Raw genomic sequence first — 16108 nt, 5'->3', positions numbered from 1 at the left:
TTATTTTGCCATTAATTTTAATGCTGACTGTAATTGTAGATCATTTTCTCCAGAACGGATTTTTTCGATAATTTTAGTTTGAATCGCTTCAGCTGTCTTTTTATCAAGCTGTCCTGTCGCTTCCATTTCATTTGCATTTTGGAATGCTTTCAGAGCCGATTCTGTCTCTTTACTAAAGTATCCATCTTCACGACCTGGTACATAACCTAAGCTCTTAAGCATTTCTTGAGCATGTTTTACTTGTACATCATTTGAATTGTATGAAAGTGTTTTTTCAATTTGAATTGGTGTCGCATGATAATAATTTGGTTGCTTCACTTCTACTGTTGGCGCGATTCCTTTTTTATGAATCCAGTTCCCATCCGGTGTTAACCATTTAAACATCGTTAATTTAATGTTGCTGCCGTCTTTAAATGGAACAGCTTGCTGGACAGTACCTTTACCAAATGTCTTTTCACCAATTAAATCGTATCCTTCTCCTTCTTTTAGCGCACCCGCTAAAATCTCTGAAGCAGAAGCACTTCCATTATCAATTAATACTGAAATTGGATATGGTTTTCTCTCTTTCAGTTCCGTAGAGAATTTCTTCTTCTCACCATTTCGCTGCTCTACTTGTAGCATCGGCTTTTTATTCGTCATAATTTCCCCTAGTATATCTTCTACACTATTTAAGTAGCCACCAGGATTACCACGCACGTCAATAACTAAGCCTTTTATATTTTTCTTCTCTAACTCTTTTAACTGATCCTTAAATTCTTTCGCTGTATTTTCAGCAAAAGAAGTGATTTGCATATAACCGATATCTTTTCCGCTCTCTTGCTTCACAGAACTAAACACTGTAAAGATCGGAATCTTTTCACGCTTAATTTTAAATACAATCGGATCAGTTACTCCCGCACGTTTAATTTCAATTGCGACAGTCGTTCCCTTTTTACCACGAATTTTTAATACTGCTTCTTCACGTGATAAGTCTTTCACACTGTTTCCATCTACAGATAAAATTTGGTCATTCGGTTTAATTCCTATCTTTTCTGCTGGTGAACCTTTAATTGGCGATACGATAATAAGCTTACCGTCCGTCTTGTTCACCTCAGCCCCAATCCCCTCTAATTCGGGATCAAGCGATTCACTAAACTGTTTGGCTGTTTCTTTATCCATATACGTGGAATAAGGGTCCTTCAGCGTAGACAACATACCTTGTATTGCACCTTCAACTAACTTTTCATCTTTCACGTCTTCCACATAACGTGAATCAATTAGTGCATACGCCTCATTAATCTTTGCCAAATTCCCTTGCGCAGTGCTAGCATTCCCACTCGAAATTGTTTGCGTTACTTCTGATGGGTTAACCCCAAATACAGACATGCCTGCAAACATTCCGCCAGCACCAATTAAAAATGCAACAACCATTCCAATAATTGCAACTCTACGTTTCAATGCGGAATTCCCCTTTCCAAAACACACAGGTGGTGTAGCAAAAGGCATCACACATTGTGTGATGCCTTTACCTATTTCTACTATATGATAAGCTTGTACGAATTATGTTTGCAACTTTTTATACTTTTAAGAAGCGACGAATTGACATTACACTTCCCCACATACCGATTAAAGCACCGATTAACACTAGTAAACCAGCTAATTGGAATACGAATGGACTGTATGGTAGAAGCTCGAAAATTGTTCCGCCAAGTTTTTCATTAAACACACCTTGCAACGAATTATACGTAATTAGAATTAGGCCAATTGGAATAATTGATCCTAATACTCCTAAGAATAATCCCTCTAGCAAGAATGGCCAACGAATAAACCAGTTTGTTGCACCAACAAGTTTCATAATTTCAATTTCTGTACTACGAGCATAAATTGTAATTTTAATTGTATTAGAGATTAAGAACATCGCTGTGAATAAAAGACCAGCAATTAACGCAATCCCAATGTTACGACCAGTTTTTACAGTATCAAATAATCGTTCAACTTGCCCTTTTCCGTACTGAACATTACTAACAAACTGCATTTTTTCAACCTTCTTCGCGATTGTCGCTGTATCGGTTGGTTCTTTCGCTTTTACAACGAATACGTTTTTAAGTGGGTTATCTTGTTCAAATAACTCAAACGTTTTTCCACTATCACCTAAGCTTTTAATTAAACGTTTTAACTCTTCTTCTTTAGAAGAATATTTAATAGAATCTACTTTTGCAATCTTACTCATATCTTCTTCTAATTTCTTTTGATCCGCTTCTTTTGCAGCTGGATCAATGTGTACACGAATCTCTACATCTTGCTCTACTTTCGTCGCAAAATGGTTCATATTCATAATCGCTGTTAAAAAGACACCTACAAGTAATAATGTAACTGTTACTGCACTAACAGAAGCAAATGTCATCCATCCGTTACGTGATAGATTCTTTACACCTTCTCGCAAATGTCGACTAAGGGTCTTAGCCTTCATATCCGTATCCTCCCTCAATCTCATCTCGAACAATTTTTCCGCCTTCAATCGCGATTACACGATGACGGATTGTATTTACGATATCTGCATTATGCGTCGCCATAACAATCGTTGTGCCGCGCTCATTAATGCGAGTAAAAATATTCATAATATCAAGAGCTGTTTCAATATCTAAGTTACCTGTTGGCTCATCGGCAATTACAACCTTTGGTCTATTTACAATTGCTCTTGCAATAGCCACACGTTGTTGCTCCCCGCCCGAAAGCTCACTTGGAAGTGCGTCTGCACGATCTTCAAGGCCTACAAGACCTAGAACTTCTGTTACACGCTCACGAATTGCATCCGGTTCTTCTTCAATTACTTCTAAAGCAAACGAAACATTCTCATATACCGTTAATTTAGGTAGCAATTTGAAATCTTGGAAAATCACGCCTAATTGACGACGGAAATACGGAACATCTCTTTCTGCCAATGTTTCGATAGTAAGTCCATTTACATTAATAGATCCTGTAGATGGTTTCTCTTCACGATACATCATTTTAATAAATGTAGATTTTCCGGCTCCACTCGGTCCAACTACGTATACGAATTCACCTTGTTTAATGTTAACTGTAAGACCAGCAATGGCTTTCATACCATTCGGGTACTCCTTATAAACATTCGTCATTTTTATCATTATTTATCACCCAATACTTAATGATTTTTTTCGAAATACTTTTCTGTACATCTGAAAACAAAAGACATCCTTCATTTTCATTTAGTCATCCTTGTTGAAGATAGTTTACTTATGCTTTCTCATAAGCAATACCACTCTATGTAATATATTTCAGCAAAATTCTACAAACCCCATTGTAACATCAAACGGTTTCCAATTTGGATACATTTTTGTTACAGTTATGTTACATACCAGAAAAAAGGAAAACGAGTTGACTATATTATCAACTCGTCCATTTCACCTTTTTTATTTATGTTCAGCTAACCATTCAGACACTTTTTTCGCATCTTCACCTTGAATAAGTCCTGGTGACATTGAACCGCGGCCTTTTTTAATAATCTCTTCGATATCTGCAGCGTCGTACTTACCGCCTACTTTTCTTAAATCAGGTCCAGTTGCCCCTGATAAATCTGTTGCGTGACATCCCGCACAACTTCTTTGGAAAATTTGTTCTGCGCTGTCTGTGCTTGCAGACTGTTTCGAAGACTTACTCTCTTCTTTATTTCCGCATGCTCCTAAAGCAAAAACAACCGATGTCCCTAGCGCAATAGCCAACAATTTCTTTTTCACTTCTATCGCTCCCCATTGTTGATATTCTTTTTATTCCTAACACACTCATTTTCATTATAAGCATTATCTTTATATAGAAAAACTAAGGTGTATTTCATATTCCTCAAAAATACAGTGAGAACCTTGATAAAATAATGCTTTCATAAGTTGTTTCAATTCTGTGAACAACTTAAAAAACTCCTATAAAGCATCCTTTTTAAAAGGAAAATTAGAAAGTTCTATATAAATCTTTACCATATTACCGCTCTATTTTACTATTCTCTACTTTTTACAAAACAATATACAGCATTGTAATCTACATATAATCCCATCAAAAAGAGAAGTTGTCGTTTCCAACTTCTCTTCCTCTTTACTTCATCTATAAAAATAAAATCAAATTCTTTATATCCTCTATTGTCCTCAGCATGCGCCAACAATTTCGTTGGCTTTTTTTCGCTTATTAGATGCGAGAACGTAAGTAAGCATCAATAAATGGATCAATCTCTCCATCCATAACAGCTTGTACGTTACCAACCTCCGTATTTGTACGATGGTCTTTTACAAGAGAATACGGGTGGAATACGTAAGAACGGATTTGGCTACCCCATCCGATTTCTTTTTGCTCTCCGCGAATTTCATCTAATTCTGCTTGTTGCTCTTCTAGTTTCTTTTGATATAATTTCGCTTTTAACATTTTCATCGCATGCTCACGGTTTTTAATTTGAGAACGCTCCGACTGACATGTTACAACCGTATTTGTCGGTGTATGTGTAATACGAACTGCTGAATCTGTCGTATTTACGTGCTGTCCACCAGCTCCACTTGCTCGGTACGTATCAATTTTTAAATCTTCTGTACGTACTTCGATTTCAACTTCATCATTGAACTCTGGTACAACTTCACAAGATACGAATGATGTATGACGACGCCCTGAAGAATCGAATGGTGAAATACGTACAAGACGATGTACACCTTTCTCTGCTTTTAAGTAACCGTAAGCGTTATGACCTTTAATTAATAAAGTTACACTCTTAATACCAGCTTCATCACCTGGTAAATAGTCAACCGTTTCTACTTTGAATCCGCGTTTTTCAGCCCAGCGTGTGTACATACGTAATAGCATAGAACCCCAGTCTTGTGACTCAGTTCCACCTGCACCTGGATGTAATTCTAAAATCGCATTATTTTTATCATAAGGATCACTTAATAGTAACTGAAGCTCATACTCATTCATTTCTTGAATTAAGCCTTTTACTTCTGATTCTAATTCCTCATGTAAATCTTCATCATACTCTTCTTTTAAAAGCTCATGCGTGATTTCTAAATTTTCGAACGTCTCATCTAACTGACGGAACTTTCCAACCATATCTTTTAACGCATTCGCTTCATTAATTACAGCTTGTGCGCCTTGTTGGTCATCCCAAAATCCTGCGCCCATCATTTTCTCTTCTAATTCTGCAATTTGTTTCTCCTTAGTAGGGAGGTCAAAGAGACCCCCTAAAAGCCGCTAATCGCTTAGCCATTTTCTCTAATTCCTGTCTAATTTCTACTAATTCCATTTCCTTCACCTCTATGTAATTGCTGTTACTTTCGTATGAAAACAAGGGAAACTCTCTCCACTTATTACGGAGAGAGTTTAATCCTTCTTAATTATACATTTTTGATATAAAAGTTTGCAAAACAGCCAAAGCTATCGTCCTATATTACTGAACGATACCACAGCAGTTTTTATATTTTTTACCACTACCACATTTACATAAATCATTGCGGCCCACTTGGTCACCTTTTACAACTGGCTTTTTCTTTGCTTCTTCGCCATCGCTAGAAGGATGAACAGCTTCACCTTGAACAACTTCTTGACGTTCTAAGTTTTGTTCAATTTCAGCTTTCATAATGTAACGAGAAATTTCCTCTTCAATAGAAGCAACCATTGACTCGAACATCGCGAACCCTTCCATTTGGTACTCACGAAGTGGATCGATTTGACCGTAAGCACGTAAATGAATACCTTCACGAAGGTGATCCATCGCATCAATATGCTCTGTCCATTTCGTATCTACAACGCGGAATACAACAACCTTCTCAAACTCACGCATTTGCTCTTCTGGCATAAGCTTTTCTTTTTCATTGTATCGCTCAATTAATTTCGCAATAATTGGCTCGCTCATTTCCTCAGGAGCAAGGCGACGTAATTCTTCTTCTTTTACATCTCCGTCTTGAAGAAGGTTTGTATTTAAGTAGTCAACAAGACCTTTAATGTTCCAATCTTCTTCAATTTCCTCTTGTGTATGAAGAGCAACAGCACGTTCTACTGTAGATTTCATCATACCTTCAATAATGCCGCGTAAGTTGTCAGACTCCATTACCTCTTGACGCTGTTTGTAAATAACTTCACGTTGCTGACGAAGTACATCATCATATTGCAGTAACTGCTTACGTGCATCATAGTTATTTCCTTCAACACGTTTTTGTGCAGATTCTACCGCACGAGAAACCATTTTACTTTCAATCGGCTGAGAATCATCCATACCAAGGCGGTCCATCATTGCTTTCATATTATCTGAACCAAATCGGCGCATTAATTCATCTTCCATCGATAAGTAGAACTGCGTAACACCAGGGTCCCCTTGACGACCAGCACGACCACGTAACTGATTATCAATACGACGACTTTCGTGACGCTCTGTACCGATAACTGCTAAACCAACGTTTTTCACATCGTCTCCAAGCTTAATATCTGTACCACGACCTGCCATGTTCGTCGCGATTGTTACAGCACCTTTAATACCAGCCTCTGCAATGATATCTGCTTCACGAGCATGGTTTTTCGCATTTAAGATGTTATGACGTACACCTTTACGCGTTAACATTTTTGAAATAAGCTCTGAAGTTTCAATTGCAACTGTACCTACAAGAACAGGTTGCCCTTTTTTATGACGATTTACAATATCCTCAACAACAGCATTGAACTTACCTTCCATTGATTTAAAGATTAAATCGGCACGATCATCACGAATAATCGGTTTGTTTGTCGGAATTACAATAACGTTCATATTGTAAATGTTACGGAATTCCTCTTCCTCTGTTTTCGCTGTACCAGTCATACCAGATAATTTTTCATACATACGGAAGTAGTTCTGGAATGTAATTGTTGCAAGCGTCATGCTTTCATTTTGAATTTCTACACCTTCTTTTGCTTCAATCGCTTGGTGTAATCCTTCGCTATAACGACGACCTTTCATAAGACGACCAGTGAATTGGTCTACAATTACAATTTCGCCTTCTTGTACAACATAATCTGTATCACGATGCATAACAACGTGTGCACGAAGCCCCTGATTAATATGGTGAAGAAGTGCTACATGTTTTAAATCGAATAAGTTTTCAATATGGAAAGCTTTCTCTGCTTTCGTAATACCATCTTCTGTTAGCATTACATTTTTCGTTTTCACATCAAATGAATAATCTTTTTCATTTTCTAACGTACGAACAAATGCATTTGCAAACATGTATAGCTCTGTTGATTTTTGAGCTTGTCCTGAAATAATAAGCGGCGTACGTGCTTCATCGACTAAAATAGAATCGACTTCATCGATAATAGCAAAGTGAAGTGGACGTTGAACGCACTGCTCTTTATATAAAACCATGTTATCACGTAAGTAATCGAATCCAAGCTCATTATTTGTGCTATACGTAATATCAGCAGCATAAGCCTCTTGTTTCTCTTCGCGTGACATACTATTTAAGTTAATTCCTACCGTTAAGCCAAGGAACTCATGAAGTTGTCCCATTTCGCTCGCATCACGTTGTGCTAAATATTCATTGACTGTAACAACGTGAACACCTTTTCCTGTTAAAGCATTTAAATATACAGGTAATGTAGATGTTAACGTTTTACCTTCACCCGTTTTCATCTCAGAAATATTCCCTTCATGTAAGGCAATACCACCCATTAACTGTACGCCATATGGACGCATTCCAAGAACACGAGTTGCCGCTTCGCGAACAACTGCAAAAGCTTCAGGTAGTAAATCATCTACTGTTTCACCTTTTGTTAGACGTTCTTTAAATTCAAGCGTCTTTCCTTTTAATTGTTCATCAGTTAGTGGCTTAATAGATGACTCTAATGCATCAATTTGCTCAACTGTCTTTTGCATACGTTTAATTTGGCGTTGATTTACATCAAACACCTTTTTTAAAATACCGATCATAGGAAATACGCTCCTCTTTTTATTAAAATAAAACTTCCGATTGTTTTTCTTTTTCTCTATTACAATCAGTCGTTATAAAAATCAAATGTATGTTATGCCAATTTTTCTCCTAATTAAAAAAACTAAAATGTATATACCTAATGATAATTGTAACACTTGTCTTATAACTATGACAACAATCGGCCGATTGTCTCGTTCTAAATTAAGAAAAGTTTTTTAAAAATCTATTTTCAGCAAAAAAAGCGCAGCCTCATTCGGCTGCGCTTTCGAATTATTATTTAGTTTCGATTAAACCGTATTTCCCATCTTTACGGCCATATACAACATTAGTTTCATTTGTATCAGCATTTGTGAAGACGAAGAAATTATGTCCTAGCATATCCATTTGTAGGATTGCCTCTTCAACGTCCATCGGTTTTAAATCGAATCGTTTTGTACGTACAAGTTCTAATTCATCTTCTTCTACCTCATCCAAAACAGCTACTGCTTCCGGAAGGATAAAGTTCGTTTTTATAGAACCTTTCTCACGTAACTTACGATTTACTTTTGTTTTATGTTTACGAATTTGTCGCTCAATTTTATCAACTACTAAATCGATAGCAGCGTACATATCGCTATTAGTTTCTTCTGCACGAAGTAATAAATCAGTAAATGGAATTGTTACCTCGACACGTTGCTTGTCAGAGTATACTTTTAAATTAACTTTAATCTCTGGGAATGTATCAAAATAACGCTCTAACTTACTTAGTTTTTTCTCTACATATTCCTTTAATGCTGGAGTTACTTCAATATTTTCACCACGAATGTTGAATTTCATAGATGAATTCCTCCTTTCAAGCCTATGTACTATAATTTCGACATTGGCTTAAAAACTCCTTCTAACTTTTTTAAAAAAATTAGTGGAATTGCGATTTTTTTATCGTTTTTTGTTGAAATGAAAAGATGCATCGTTTCTATCTTTATTTTATCCTATTAACATCGTGAATAACGAATATTTCTGTGGACAATTCGTTACAGAAAAGAAACAACTTTTTGACAACTTACCCTATAACAAAAACCCCTTGCGAAAAACAAGAGGTTCTACTACATATATATAACGTTGCCACAAACGCAGCTTTCTCTTCCCAAAACAATATACCCTACAGTTTCACAACATTAGCTGCTTGTGGTCCACGTGCTCCATCTACAATGTCAAACTCTACTTGTTGCCCTTCTTCCAATGACTTATACCCATCTTGTTGAATAGCAGAAAAATGGACAAATACATCGTCACCATCTTCACGCTCAATAAACCCAAATCCCTTTTCTGCATTGAACCATTTCACTCTTCCTTGCATGTTCATTCCATTCCCTTCACTCTAAAAATCAGGGCATTCGCCCCATATTTTGACTATAACGAATGACAACATATGAAGTCAAAGAAGACTTATCGCCTTTTTATTATCGCTTTCGACACTGTCATATTAACTTCTACAAAGTGTCAAACTAGATACTTCCCTTGCCCCTCTTTCATATAACAAACTTCCGATTTGCCTAACTGTAATCCCTGTCGTATACACGTCATCAACGAGTAAAATATGTTGCCCAGAAAACATCTCTTCTCCCTGAAAATAAAAAGGATTGCTTCCTGACACCCTTTCTTTACGTGTCTTCTTACTTTGCTTTTCTGTTTCCCTTCTTCTTAATGATGGATAAGAAATTTTGACAGGCAAACAAGTTGCTAATAACTCAGCTTGATTAAAACCACGTTCAATTTCCCTTTCCTTACTAAGCGGAACAGCGATAACAGTTGAAACATTGGCAAAACACTTTTGAAATAAACTTCGAAAAGGACGATAAAAAATGTGCACTAACTCTGCATCCCCCCGAAACTTAAACTGCGCTACTATTTCTTTCATCTCATCATCATACATATATAACGAACGGTTTTTAAAAGAACGATACTTCTCCTCTTTCATCCACCTTATACAATCTATACAAATACCGTCTTCTTGAAATGAGGCAGGAACAAATTCTAAAGGTCGCCCGCACTCCATGCAAATTTCTCCTATAATATAGGAAAGTTTCTGCTCACATCTATCACATATATATTTTCTATGACACTTTACAAAAAAAGTGTACCAACTAACCTTTTCTACAAAACACTCATCACAAAGTAAACAATGCATTAATCGATCAATCCTTGTTCTTTCGCATTTTTATTCATACCTTGAATATGTTTTTTCGCGCGCACCATCGCCTCTGTCTTACCATAGTGAAAATAAACGACCTCTCCATACGGTGCTTCAAAGCTCCGCCCTGCTCGGCCCGCAATTTGTACGAGTGCACTTTCTGAGAATATTTCTTCTTCCGCCCCTAAAACCGCTACTTGCAAATTTTTTACTGTTACGCCTCGCTCTAAAATTGTCGTTGTAACTAATACTGGGATTTCTCCTTTTCTGAACGCTGCGACTTTCTCTTTTCTCATCGGATCTTCTGCATGTACCCCTTCAACTTTATTATGCAATGATTTCAATAACGAGCTTATTTCTTCTATATATCGTACATGGGGAACGAATAAAAAAACAGGATACTTTTTGTTTAAGTACATCTTTAACCATTGTAGTAAAACTCGAGGAATTCTTTCACGGTTGAGGCTTTTCTTCCAATTTCCGCACCAGCAAAATAGGGGAACTGGCAACGGATGACGGTGATATCGTCCAGAAACAATAACACCTTTTTGTTTACCTTGTTTAAGTTTTCGCTTCCACGTTTCATCTGGAGTCGCAGTTAAATAAATACGCGCCGCTTTTTCTTTCATCGCTTGTTTTACCGCGTACTGTAACATTTGATCTGCACAATATGGAAAAGCATCTATCTCATCTACAACTATGACATGAAACGCCCTATAATAACGTAATAATTGATGCGTGGTCGCAACGACTAGTACTGCATCTTTTTCTTTATCTACACTCCCTCCATATAAAGCCGCTACCTTTATATATGGAAATACTTTTTGTAATCTCGGTGCTAATTCCAAAACAACATCCGTTCTTGGCGTTGCGATACAAACTCTTTCTCCTTTTTGAAGCGCTTCGTTAATACCGTAAAACAACATCTCTGTTTTCCCAGCCCCGCAAGTAGCCAGTCTTGAATACCGAAAAAAATTCGAGACAAAACAAAAGAGCACAGCGTGTGTATAAAGTGCTACCAACACTCTATATACCGTTCACCTGATTACGCCAGGTAAACATTTGCTATACTCTCATGAATTATTTTACATCATGTAGGGTTTATTCAGCAACGTTTACCAAATTGGTGACGTTGCTTTTTTGTTTCCACAAAGGGGACGTATACTATGGAAAGAAAACGTATCGATGTTATCGCAACTAAAGAATCCCTCCACAACTTATCATCATTCAAAGATTTGGAAGAACTAAACAAAGTAGTTAGAACGTACAGAGACGTCATTAGAACGTCTGTTAAACGTGTCGATGTACAAGCTAGACTTATTACATTATTGGATATTTTAAAGCGTCACAGTTGCAAATATGTGGGCGTTAGTTTCCTTTGCAAAAATTCAATTGCTGACATGATTGGAGTTTCATATAAAACTGTACAACGTTTAATGAAGAAACTTGTGGATCTAGAGATGATTAAACAAGTAGCAATGAAGCGTACAAAAGATATGTTACAAACTTCTAATGCTATTATCATTCAACCAATTGTGGAAGAAGTGTCCAACAAGGTAGCTGCAAAAAGTTCTGCAAAGTGTCCTACCATTAAAACAAAACCTGTTTCCTTAAAACAAAATATAAAAGATATAAACAAACGTAATAGTAATGAGAATAGTAATATTTCAGGAGAAAACATTAAAGACGCTAATTTCGTAGCACATTGGGTGCCAGAGCGTTTTATTTCTTTAGTTGGCTCTTTTTACAGTGAATCTAAAACCATTCAAGAACTGTGGAAGGTCGTAAGACAGTGTAATAAAATCATTAACCATACAACAGGTGATAAAGCATTTACTAAAGACCAGGAACTTACTATCGGCTTACAAGCTATTAAAGAGCTTATTATGAAAATTAAAGCGGGCACAAAAATGAACAAGGGTAAGTTCGCTTATTTCAACGGGATTGTTAACAAGTTAATGGACAAGTTCTATTTTGACGATACATTTATTATTTGAGTATCTGTTCTCCACAAGATTACCTATGTTTAAACATCATTCGAAGACAAATTCACCGGCACATTGTATATTAAAACACCGGTTAATAATATTGCTAATTTTTACTGAACTTATTTATAATACATATAATTTATTTATATTGGCATACTTGGTAAAAACTTAGCTATTAATACCAAAATTGCTGCTAAGAATACCGCTTTAATAATGAATGGAATAATAATCGGAATTAATGCTTTCACTTTGCTTAAGCCAGCTGTAATATGCAATCCAAGCCAAATTAAGACTAAATTCCATACATAGAATATTTCAATTGTATTACCAATTCCATATGCAAGTGAACCTTGCTCAAATAATGGTCCTAAACTTGTATACTGGGTTGCTCCACCATCTAAAATTAGGGCTATAATACCATTAATAAGTCCACCAATAATAAGAATAATATTAGTATATACAACAATCGTTAATAACTTCTTATAAGACGTATCATTTCCAAAGAACATCATAAATACTTTATAAATAGCCGCTACAAATAGCGCTCCAATCATCGCTCCAACAAAACCAGATCCAATTCCATAAATAACTTCTGATGTTATTGAACCCTTACCAGCAAGTTCACCTAATTCTTTCTGCATTTTAATCATTTCAGGTGACGTGTTCACAACATATGTTGTCAAACCACCTACAAGCCCTTGTAACAATGTAACTAAAAAGAACATACCCCAAACTTTCTCGCTCGCCTTCATTCTCTCAAACTGTAAACCAGGAGAAGTAATCATTCCAAATAATGATGGCTTCTCTCCGCCAACCTTTTGCGTATTCAAATTCACTTCCATTATAACGCCTCCTTCTATTTATATAACCCGTTCTAACGGGCGGTTCACTTCCTCGCAAGAGGCTACGAACCGCCCACTAGAACGGTAATGTGTAGTTCTACTACACTATTAATTACTCATAACGCAATGCTTCAATTGGATCTAATTTCGCAGCTTTATTTGCTGGAATTAATCCGAAAATAATACCGAGTGTCATCGAGAACAGTACGCCTCCAACGACAACTTCCCATGAAACGAGTGGTGGCCATTTTGCGAATGTAGAAACGATATATGCTCCGCCATACCCAAGACCAATTCCGATTAAACCACCTAGAAGTGTTAACATAACTGCTTCAATTAAAAATTGTAGTAAAATTTTACTACGCGTTGCTCCAAGTGCTTTACGTACACCAATTTCACGCGTACGCTCCGTTACAGATACAAGCATGATGTTCATAACACCAATTCCACCAACGACTAATGAAATACCAGCGATACCGCCGATGATCATTGTCATAATACCGGTCATTTTCGAAATACCTTCTTGAATTTCTTTTAAATTCATAACTTCATATTTACCAGTTGCATCAGTCGGTTTACGACTATTTAAAACATCTGCAGCTTTTTTACCTGCTTTTTCTAGATTATCTACATTTTTTGCTTGCACAGAAATATTTTGAATTTCATCTTTTCCATACAGTGTCGGCCATAATGAAATGGGAACTAGCGCTTCTGATGGTCCCATTCCCATAAACTCATTATCTGATTTGTAGACACCGATAATTTGCATCGGTTGACCTTTCATTTCAATAATTTTACCGACTGGATTGGTATCCTTAAACACCTTTTCTTCCATTTGTTTACTAATCATAACAACGTTATTACCTTGATCCACATCTGATTCTTGTAAAGAACGTCCCTTTAACAACTTTACTTTATTTACTGCAAAGTACTCACTATCTAATCCAGTAATACTCACCATTTCTTTTTTATCTTCAATATCAAGTGGTTCCATGGTTGAATTTGTTGTTACCACATGTGCGATTTCTGGAATTTTTTTAATTTCAAAAATGTCTTCTTCAGTTATCTTCGGTGCTTCTACCATTCCCATACCGAAAGGATCGTTTATATCTGCACTATAATGAATCGGAACTGTTTGATTACCTGCCCCAACAAACTGCGATTTCAATGCCGCTTCCCCGCCTTGCCCGATTGCAACGACCGTAATAATCGAACCTACCCCGATAATAATACCGAGCATCGTAAGAGCAGAACGCAATTTATGAGCTAAAATAGAAGATAGGGCAATTTTTATACTATCTAGTAAACTCATACCGCACACCTTCTATCTTCTGTAACTTTCCCGTCTCGCAGTACAATGCGGCGGGAAGAATACGCTGCTACTTCCTCTTCATGCGTAACCATAACAATTGTTGTACCTTCTGCATTAAGCTTCGTGAAAATATCCATAACTTGCTCACCAGACTTCGTATCAAGTGCACCAGTCGGTTCATCGGCCATAATGAACGTTGGGTTATTCGCAATCGCTCTTGCAATCGCTACACGCTGCTTCTGTCCACCGGATAACTCATTTGGTAAATGATGCACGCGGTCTGCTAATCCAACTTTACCTAGCGCCTCCAAAGCACGCTTGCGACGCTCCGCTTTCTTCACGCCACCATATACGAGCGGAAGCTCAACATTTTCCACTGCGGAAAGACGAGGTAGTAAATTAAAATGCTGGAATACAAAGCCAATATATTCATTACGAATTAAAGCAAGCTTTGACTCGTCTGCTGTTAAGATATTCACGTCATTCAGCATATATTCGCCTTCTGTTGGACGATCTAAGCAACCAATAATATTCATAAGCGTCGACTTACCAGAACCAGACGGTCCCATAATCGAAACGAACTCACCACTCTGAATCATTAAACTAATACCATGCAAAATCGGCACCGCCAATTTTCCTTGATAATACGTTTTAGCAATATTATTTAACGTAATCATTTCTCTTTCACTTCCATTCCGTCATACACATCGTCGGAAGGATTTTTAACCACCTTTTGCCCCACTGTTACGCCTTCTACAACCTCTGTCCAGTCTCCATCAGTAGAACCTTTTTTCACATTTTGTTTACGAAGCTTCCCTTTATCCTCAACATAAACAAATGCATCATCGCCTTTTTCTACAATGCTTTTACTTGGAACAGCAACCATCGTCTTATTCTCTAAGTTTACTTGCAATGAAACGTGGTAACCCGGAGATAAACCATCTTGACTATCAAGACTTGCTTTATATGTATACTGAGACATATTTTGAGTTGCTTCACCCACGCCGCCAGCTTGCGCCATCTCTGCGCTCGTTGGGAACTCACTTACCTCTGTAATCTTACCTGTCCACTTCTTCTTGCTATTTGCTTTTGCAGTTACAGTGAATGTTTGATCCTTTTGAATTTGTGACTTCTGAAGCTCAGTTAACGTACCTTGAACTTGGAATGGATCTTTAGAAGCTACTTGTAAAAACGATTTTCCTTGACCACCTAACGCTTGAGATGAACTTTGTGCTGCATCTTTATCTAACTTTTGAACAACACCAGCGAAATTACTATAAATCGTAAGCTCTTTCTGCTTTTTACTTAACTCTTCTTTCTGCAACTTTCCCTTTTCTTTCTCAAGATCAGTTGTCTTTTGAGCTATCTCTAATTCGTTTACTTGCTCGTCCATCGGATCTGTTACTTCTTTCCCAGCTCCGCTATCTTTCGCCTTCTTAATTTCTTTCTTTAGCGAATCAATCTTCTTTTTCCCTTGATCATAACGCATATCTGCCATCTTTTGATCAAGTTCAGCTTGCTTCATTTGAAGATTAATCTCTTCATTATCATAAGAGAATAACTTCGTGCCTTTTTCTACCTCTTGCCCTTCTTTTACCTCAATATCTTTCACTTTTCCTTTAGCCGGATCTGCATAAAAACTTTCAATATTACCAGGCTTCACCTGACCAGAAATTAACTTTGTATTATTCAGCTTACGCTCTGTCACTTTCTCAAAACTTACAGCATCAGCATTTGTTGATGCACCCTTCTTCTTACCTTGCATAACAAAAATATTAATTGCCGCAACGATAATTATTAATATAATAATTCCGATAATAATCCATTTTTTCTTCCGTTTCGGATGAGAGATAATAGTTAATTGCATAATA

Annotated in this window: 14 protein-coding genes and 1 pseudogene; 1 reads left to right on the top strand and 14 read right to left on the bottom strand. The window is 36.9% G+C overall.

Going from position 1 to position 16108, the window contains the following annotated elements:
* From MHH55_RS30020 to comFA, 10 genes and pseudogenes are all read right to left on the bottom strand, one after another.
* Positions 1-1437, bottom strand: coding sequence for a S41 family peptidase (locus tag MHH55_RS30020; RefSeq protein ID WP_000830313.1), 1437 nt, complete (start codon positions 1435-1437; stop codon positions 1-3).
* 118 nt (positions 1438-1555) lie between these two features.
* Positions 1556-2449, bottom strand: a complete 894-nt coding sequence (ftsX, locus tag MHH55_RS30015; RefSeq protein WP_000645027.1) for a permease-like cell division protein FtsX — start codon at positions 2447-2449, stop codon at positions 1556-1558.
* Positions 2439-3125, bottom strand: a complete 687-nt coding sequence (ftsE, locus tag MHH55_RS30010; protein ID WP_000594321.1) for a cell division ATP-binding protein FtsE — start codon at positions 3123-3125, stop codon at positions 2439-2441. Before ftsE ends, ftsX begins: the two co-directional genes overlap by 11 nt.
* 285 nt (positions 3126-3410) lie before the next feature.
* On the bottom strand, positions 3411-3734 hold the full coding sequence (cccB, locus tag MHH55_RS30005) for a cytochrome c551 (protein ID WP_000727971.1): 324 nt from the start codon (positions 3732-3734) through the stop codon (positions 3411-3413).
* A 439-nt stretch (positions 3735-4173) separates the two neighbouring features.
* Positions 4174-5272 (bottom strand): peptide chain release factor 2 gene (gene prfB, locus MHH55_RS30000; protein ID WP_096001716.1). Its coding sequence is split into 2 segments (ribosomal slippage): positions 4174-5199 and positions 5201-5272, totalling 1098 coding nucleotides; the frame shifts between segments, so codons are not numbered across the junction.
* 144 nt (positions 5273-5416) lie between these two features.
* Positions 5417-7924 carry a preprotein translocase subunit SecA gene (gene secA / locus MHH55_RS29995; RefSeq protein WP_000579385.1) on the bottom strand — a complete coding sequence of 836 codons (2508 nt, stop codon included), beginning with the start codon at positions 7922-7924 and terminating at the stop codon, positions 5417-5419.
* Between the two features lie 274 nt (positions 7925-8198).
* The gene (gene hpf / locus MHH55_RS29990; RefSeq protein WP_000671185.1) at positions 8199-8741 is read right to left on the bottom strand and encodes a ribosome hibernation-promoting factor, HPF/YfiA family; all 543 of its coding nucleotides are present in this window, start codon (positions 8739-8741) and stop codon (positions 8199-8201) included.
* A 322-nt stretch (positions 8742-9063) separates the two neighbouring features.
* A complete protein-coding gene (cspC, locus tag MHH55_RS29985; protein WP_001990088.1) occupies positions 9064-9261 on the bottom strand; it encodes a cold shock protein CspC in 198 nt (65 codons plus the stop codon).
* A 126-nt stretch (positions 9262-9387) separates the two neighbouring features.
* Positions 9388-10092 (bottom strand): ComF family protein, encoded by a 705-nt coding sequence (locus MHH55_RS29980; protein ID WP_013142274.1) that lies wholly within the window; start codon positions 10090-10092, stop codon positions 9388-9390.
* Positions 10092-11048: pseudogene (gene comFA, locus MHH55_RS29975) on the bottom strand (ATP-dependent helicase ComFA); the annotation flags it as partial. The gene MHH55_RS29980 and the pseudogene comFA, both read right to left, overlap by 1 nt.
* A 213-nt stretch (positions 11049-11261) precedes the next feature.
* Here comFA and MHH55_RS29970 point away from each other — a divergent pair.
* On the top strand, positions 11262-12092 hold the full coding sequence (locus tag MHH55_RS29970) for a cytosolic protein (protein WP_078186851.1): 831 nt from the start codon (positions 11262-11264) through the stop codon (positions 12090-12092).
* A 134-nt stretch (positions 12093-12226) separates the two neighbouring features.
* On the opposite strand, the gene MHH55_RS29965 is transcribed toward MHH55_RS29970, so the two are convergent.
* The 4 genes from MHH55_RS29965 to MHH55_RS29950 all read right to left on the bottom strand — a co-directional run bounded on the left by MHH55_RS29965 (position 12227) and on the right by MHH55_RS29950 (position 16104).
* Positions 12227-12925, bottom strand: coding sequence for a Yip1 family protein (locus MHH55_RS29965; RefSeq protein WP_078186852.1), 699 nt, complete (start codon positions 12923-12925; stop codon positions 12227-12229).
* A 112-nt stretch (positions 12926-13037) separates the two neighbouring features.
* On the bottom strand, positions 13038-14237 hold the full coding sequence (locus MHH55_RS29960; RefSeq protein ID WP_006922891.1) for an ABC transporter permease: 1200 nt from the start codon (positions 14235-14237) through the stop codon (positions 13038-13040).
* Positions 14234-14914: an ABC transporter ATP-binding protein gene (locus tag MHH55_RS29955; protein ID WP_078186853.1), complete on the bottom strand. Its 681-nt coding sequence runs from the start codon at positions 14912-14914 to the stop codon at positions 14234-14236. The genes MHH55_RS29960 and MHH55_RS29955 overlap by 4 nt, the downstream gene beginning before the upstream one ends.
* Positions 14911-16104 carry an efflux RND transporter periplasmic adaptor subunit gene (locus MHH55_RS29950; RefSeq protein WP_078186854.1) on the bottom strand — a complete coding sequence of 398 codons (1194 nt, stop codon included), beginning with the start codon at positions 16102-16104 and terminating at the stop codon, positions 14911-14913. The genes MHH55_RS29955 and MHH55_RS29950 overlap by 4 nt, the downstream gene beginning before the upstream one ends.
* Positions 16105-16108: the final 4 nt, after the last annotated feature.

It is taken from the genome of Bacillus sp. FSL K6-2944, from assembly GCF_038005385.1.
Classification (GTDB): Bacteria; Bacillota; Bacilli; order Bacillales; family Bacillaceae_G; genus Bacillus_A; species Bacillus_A cereus.
This window is presented reverse-complemented; position numbering and strand designations above follow the sequence as displayed.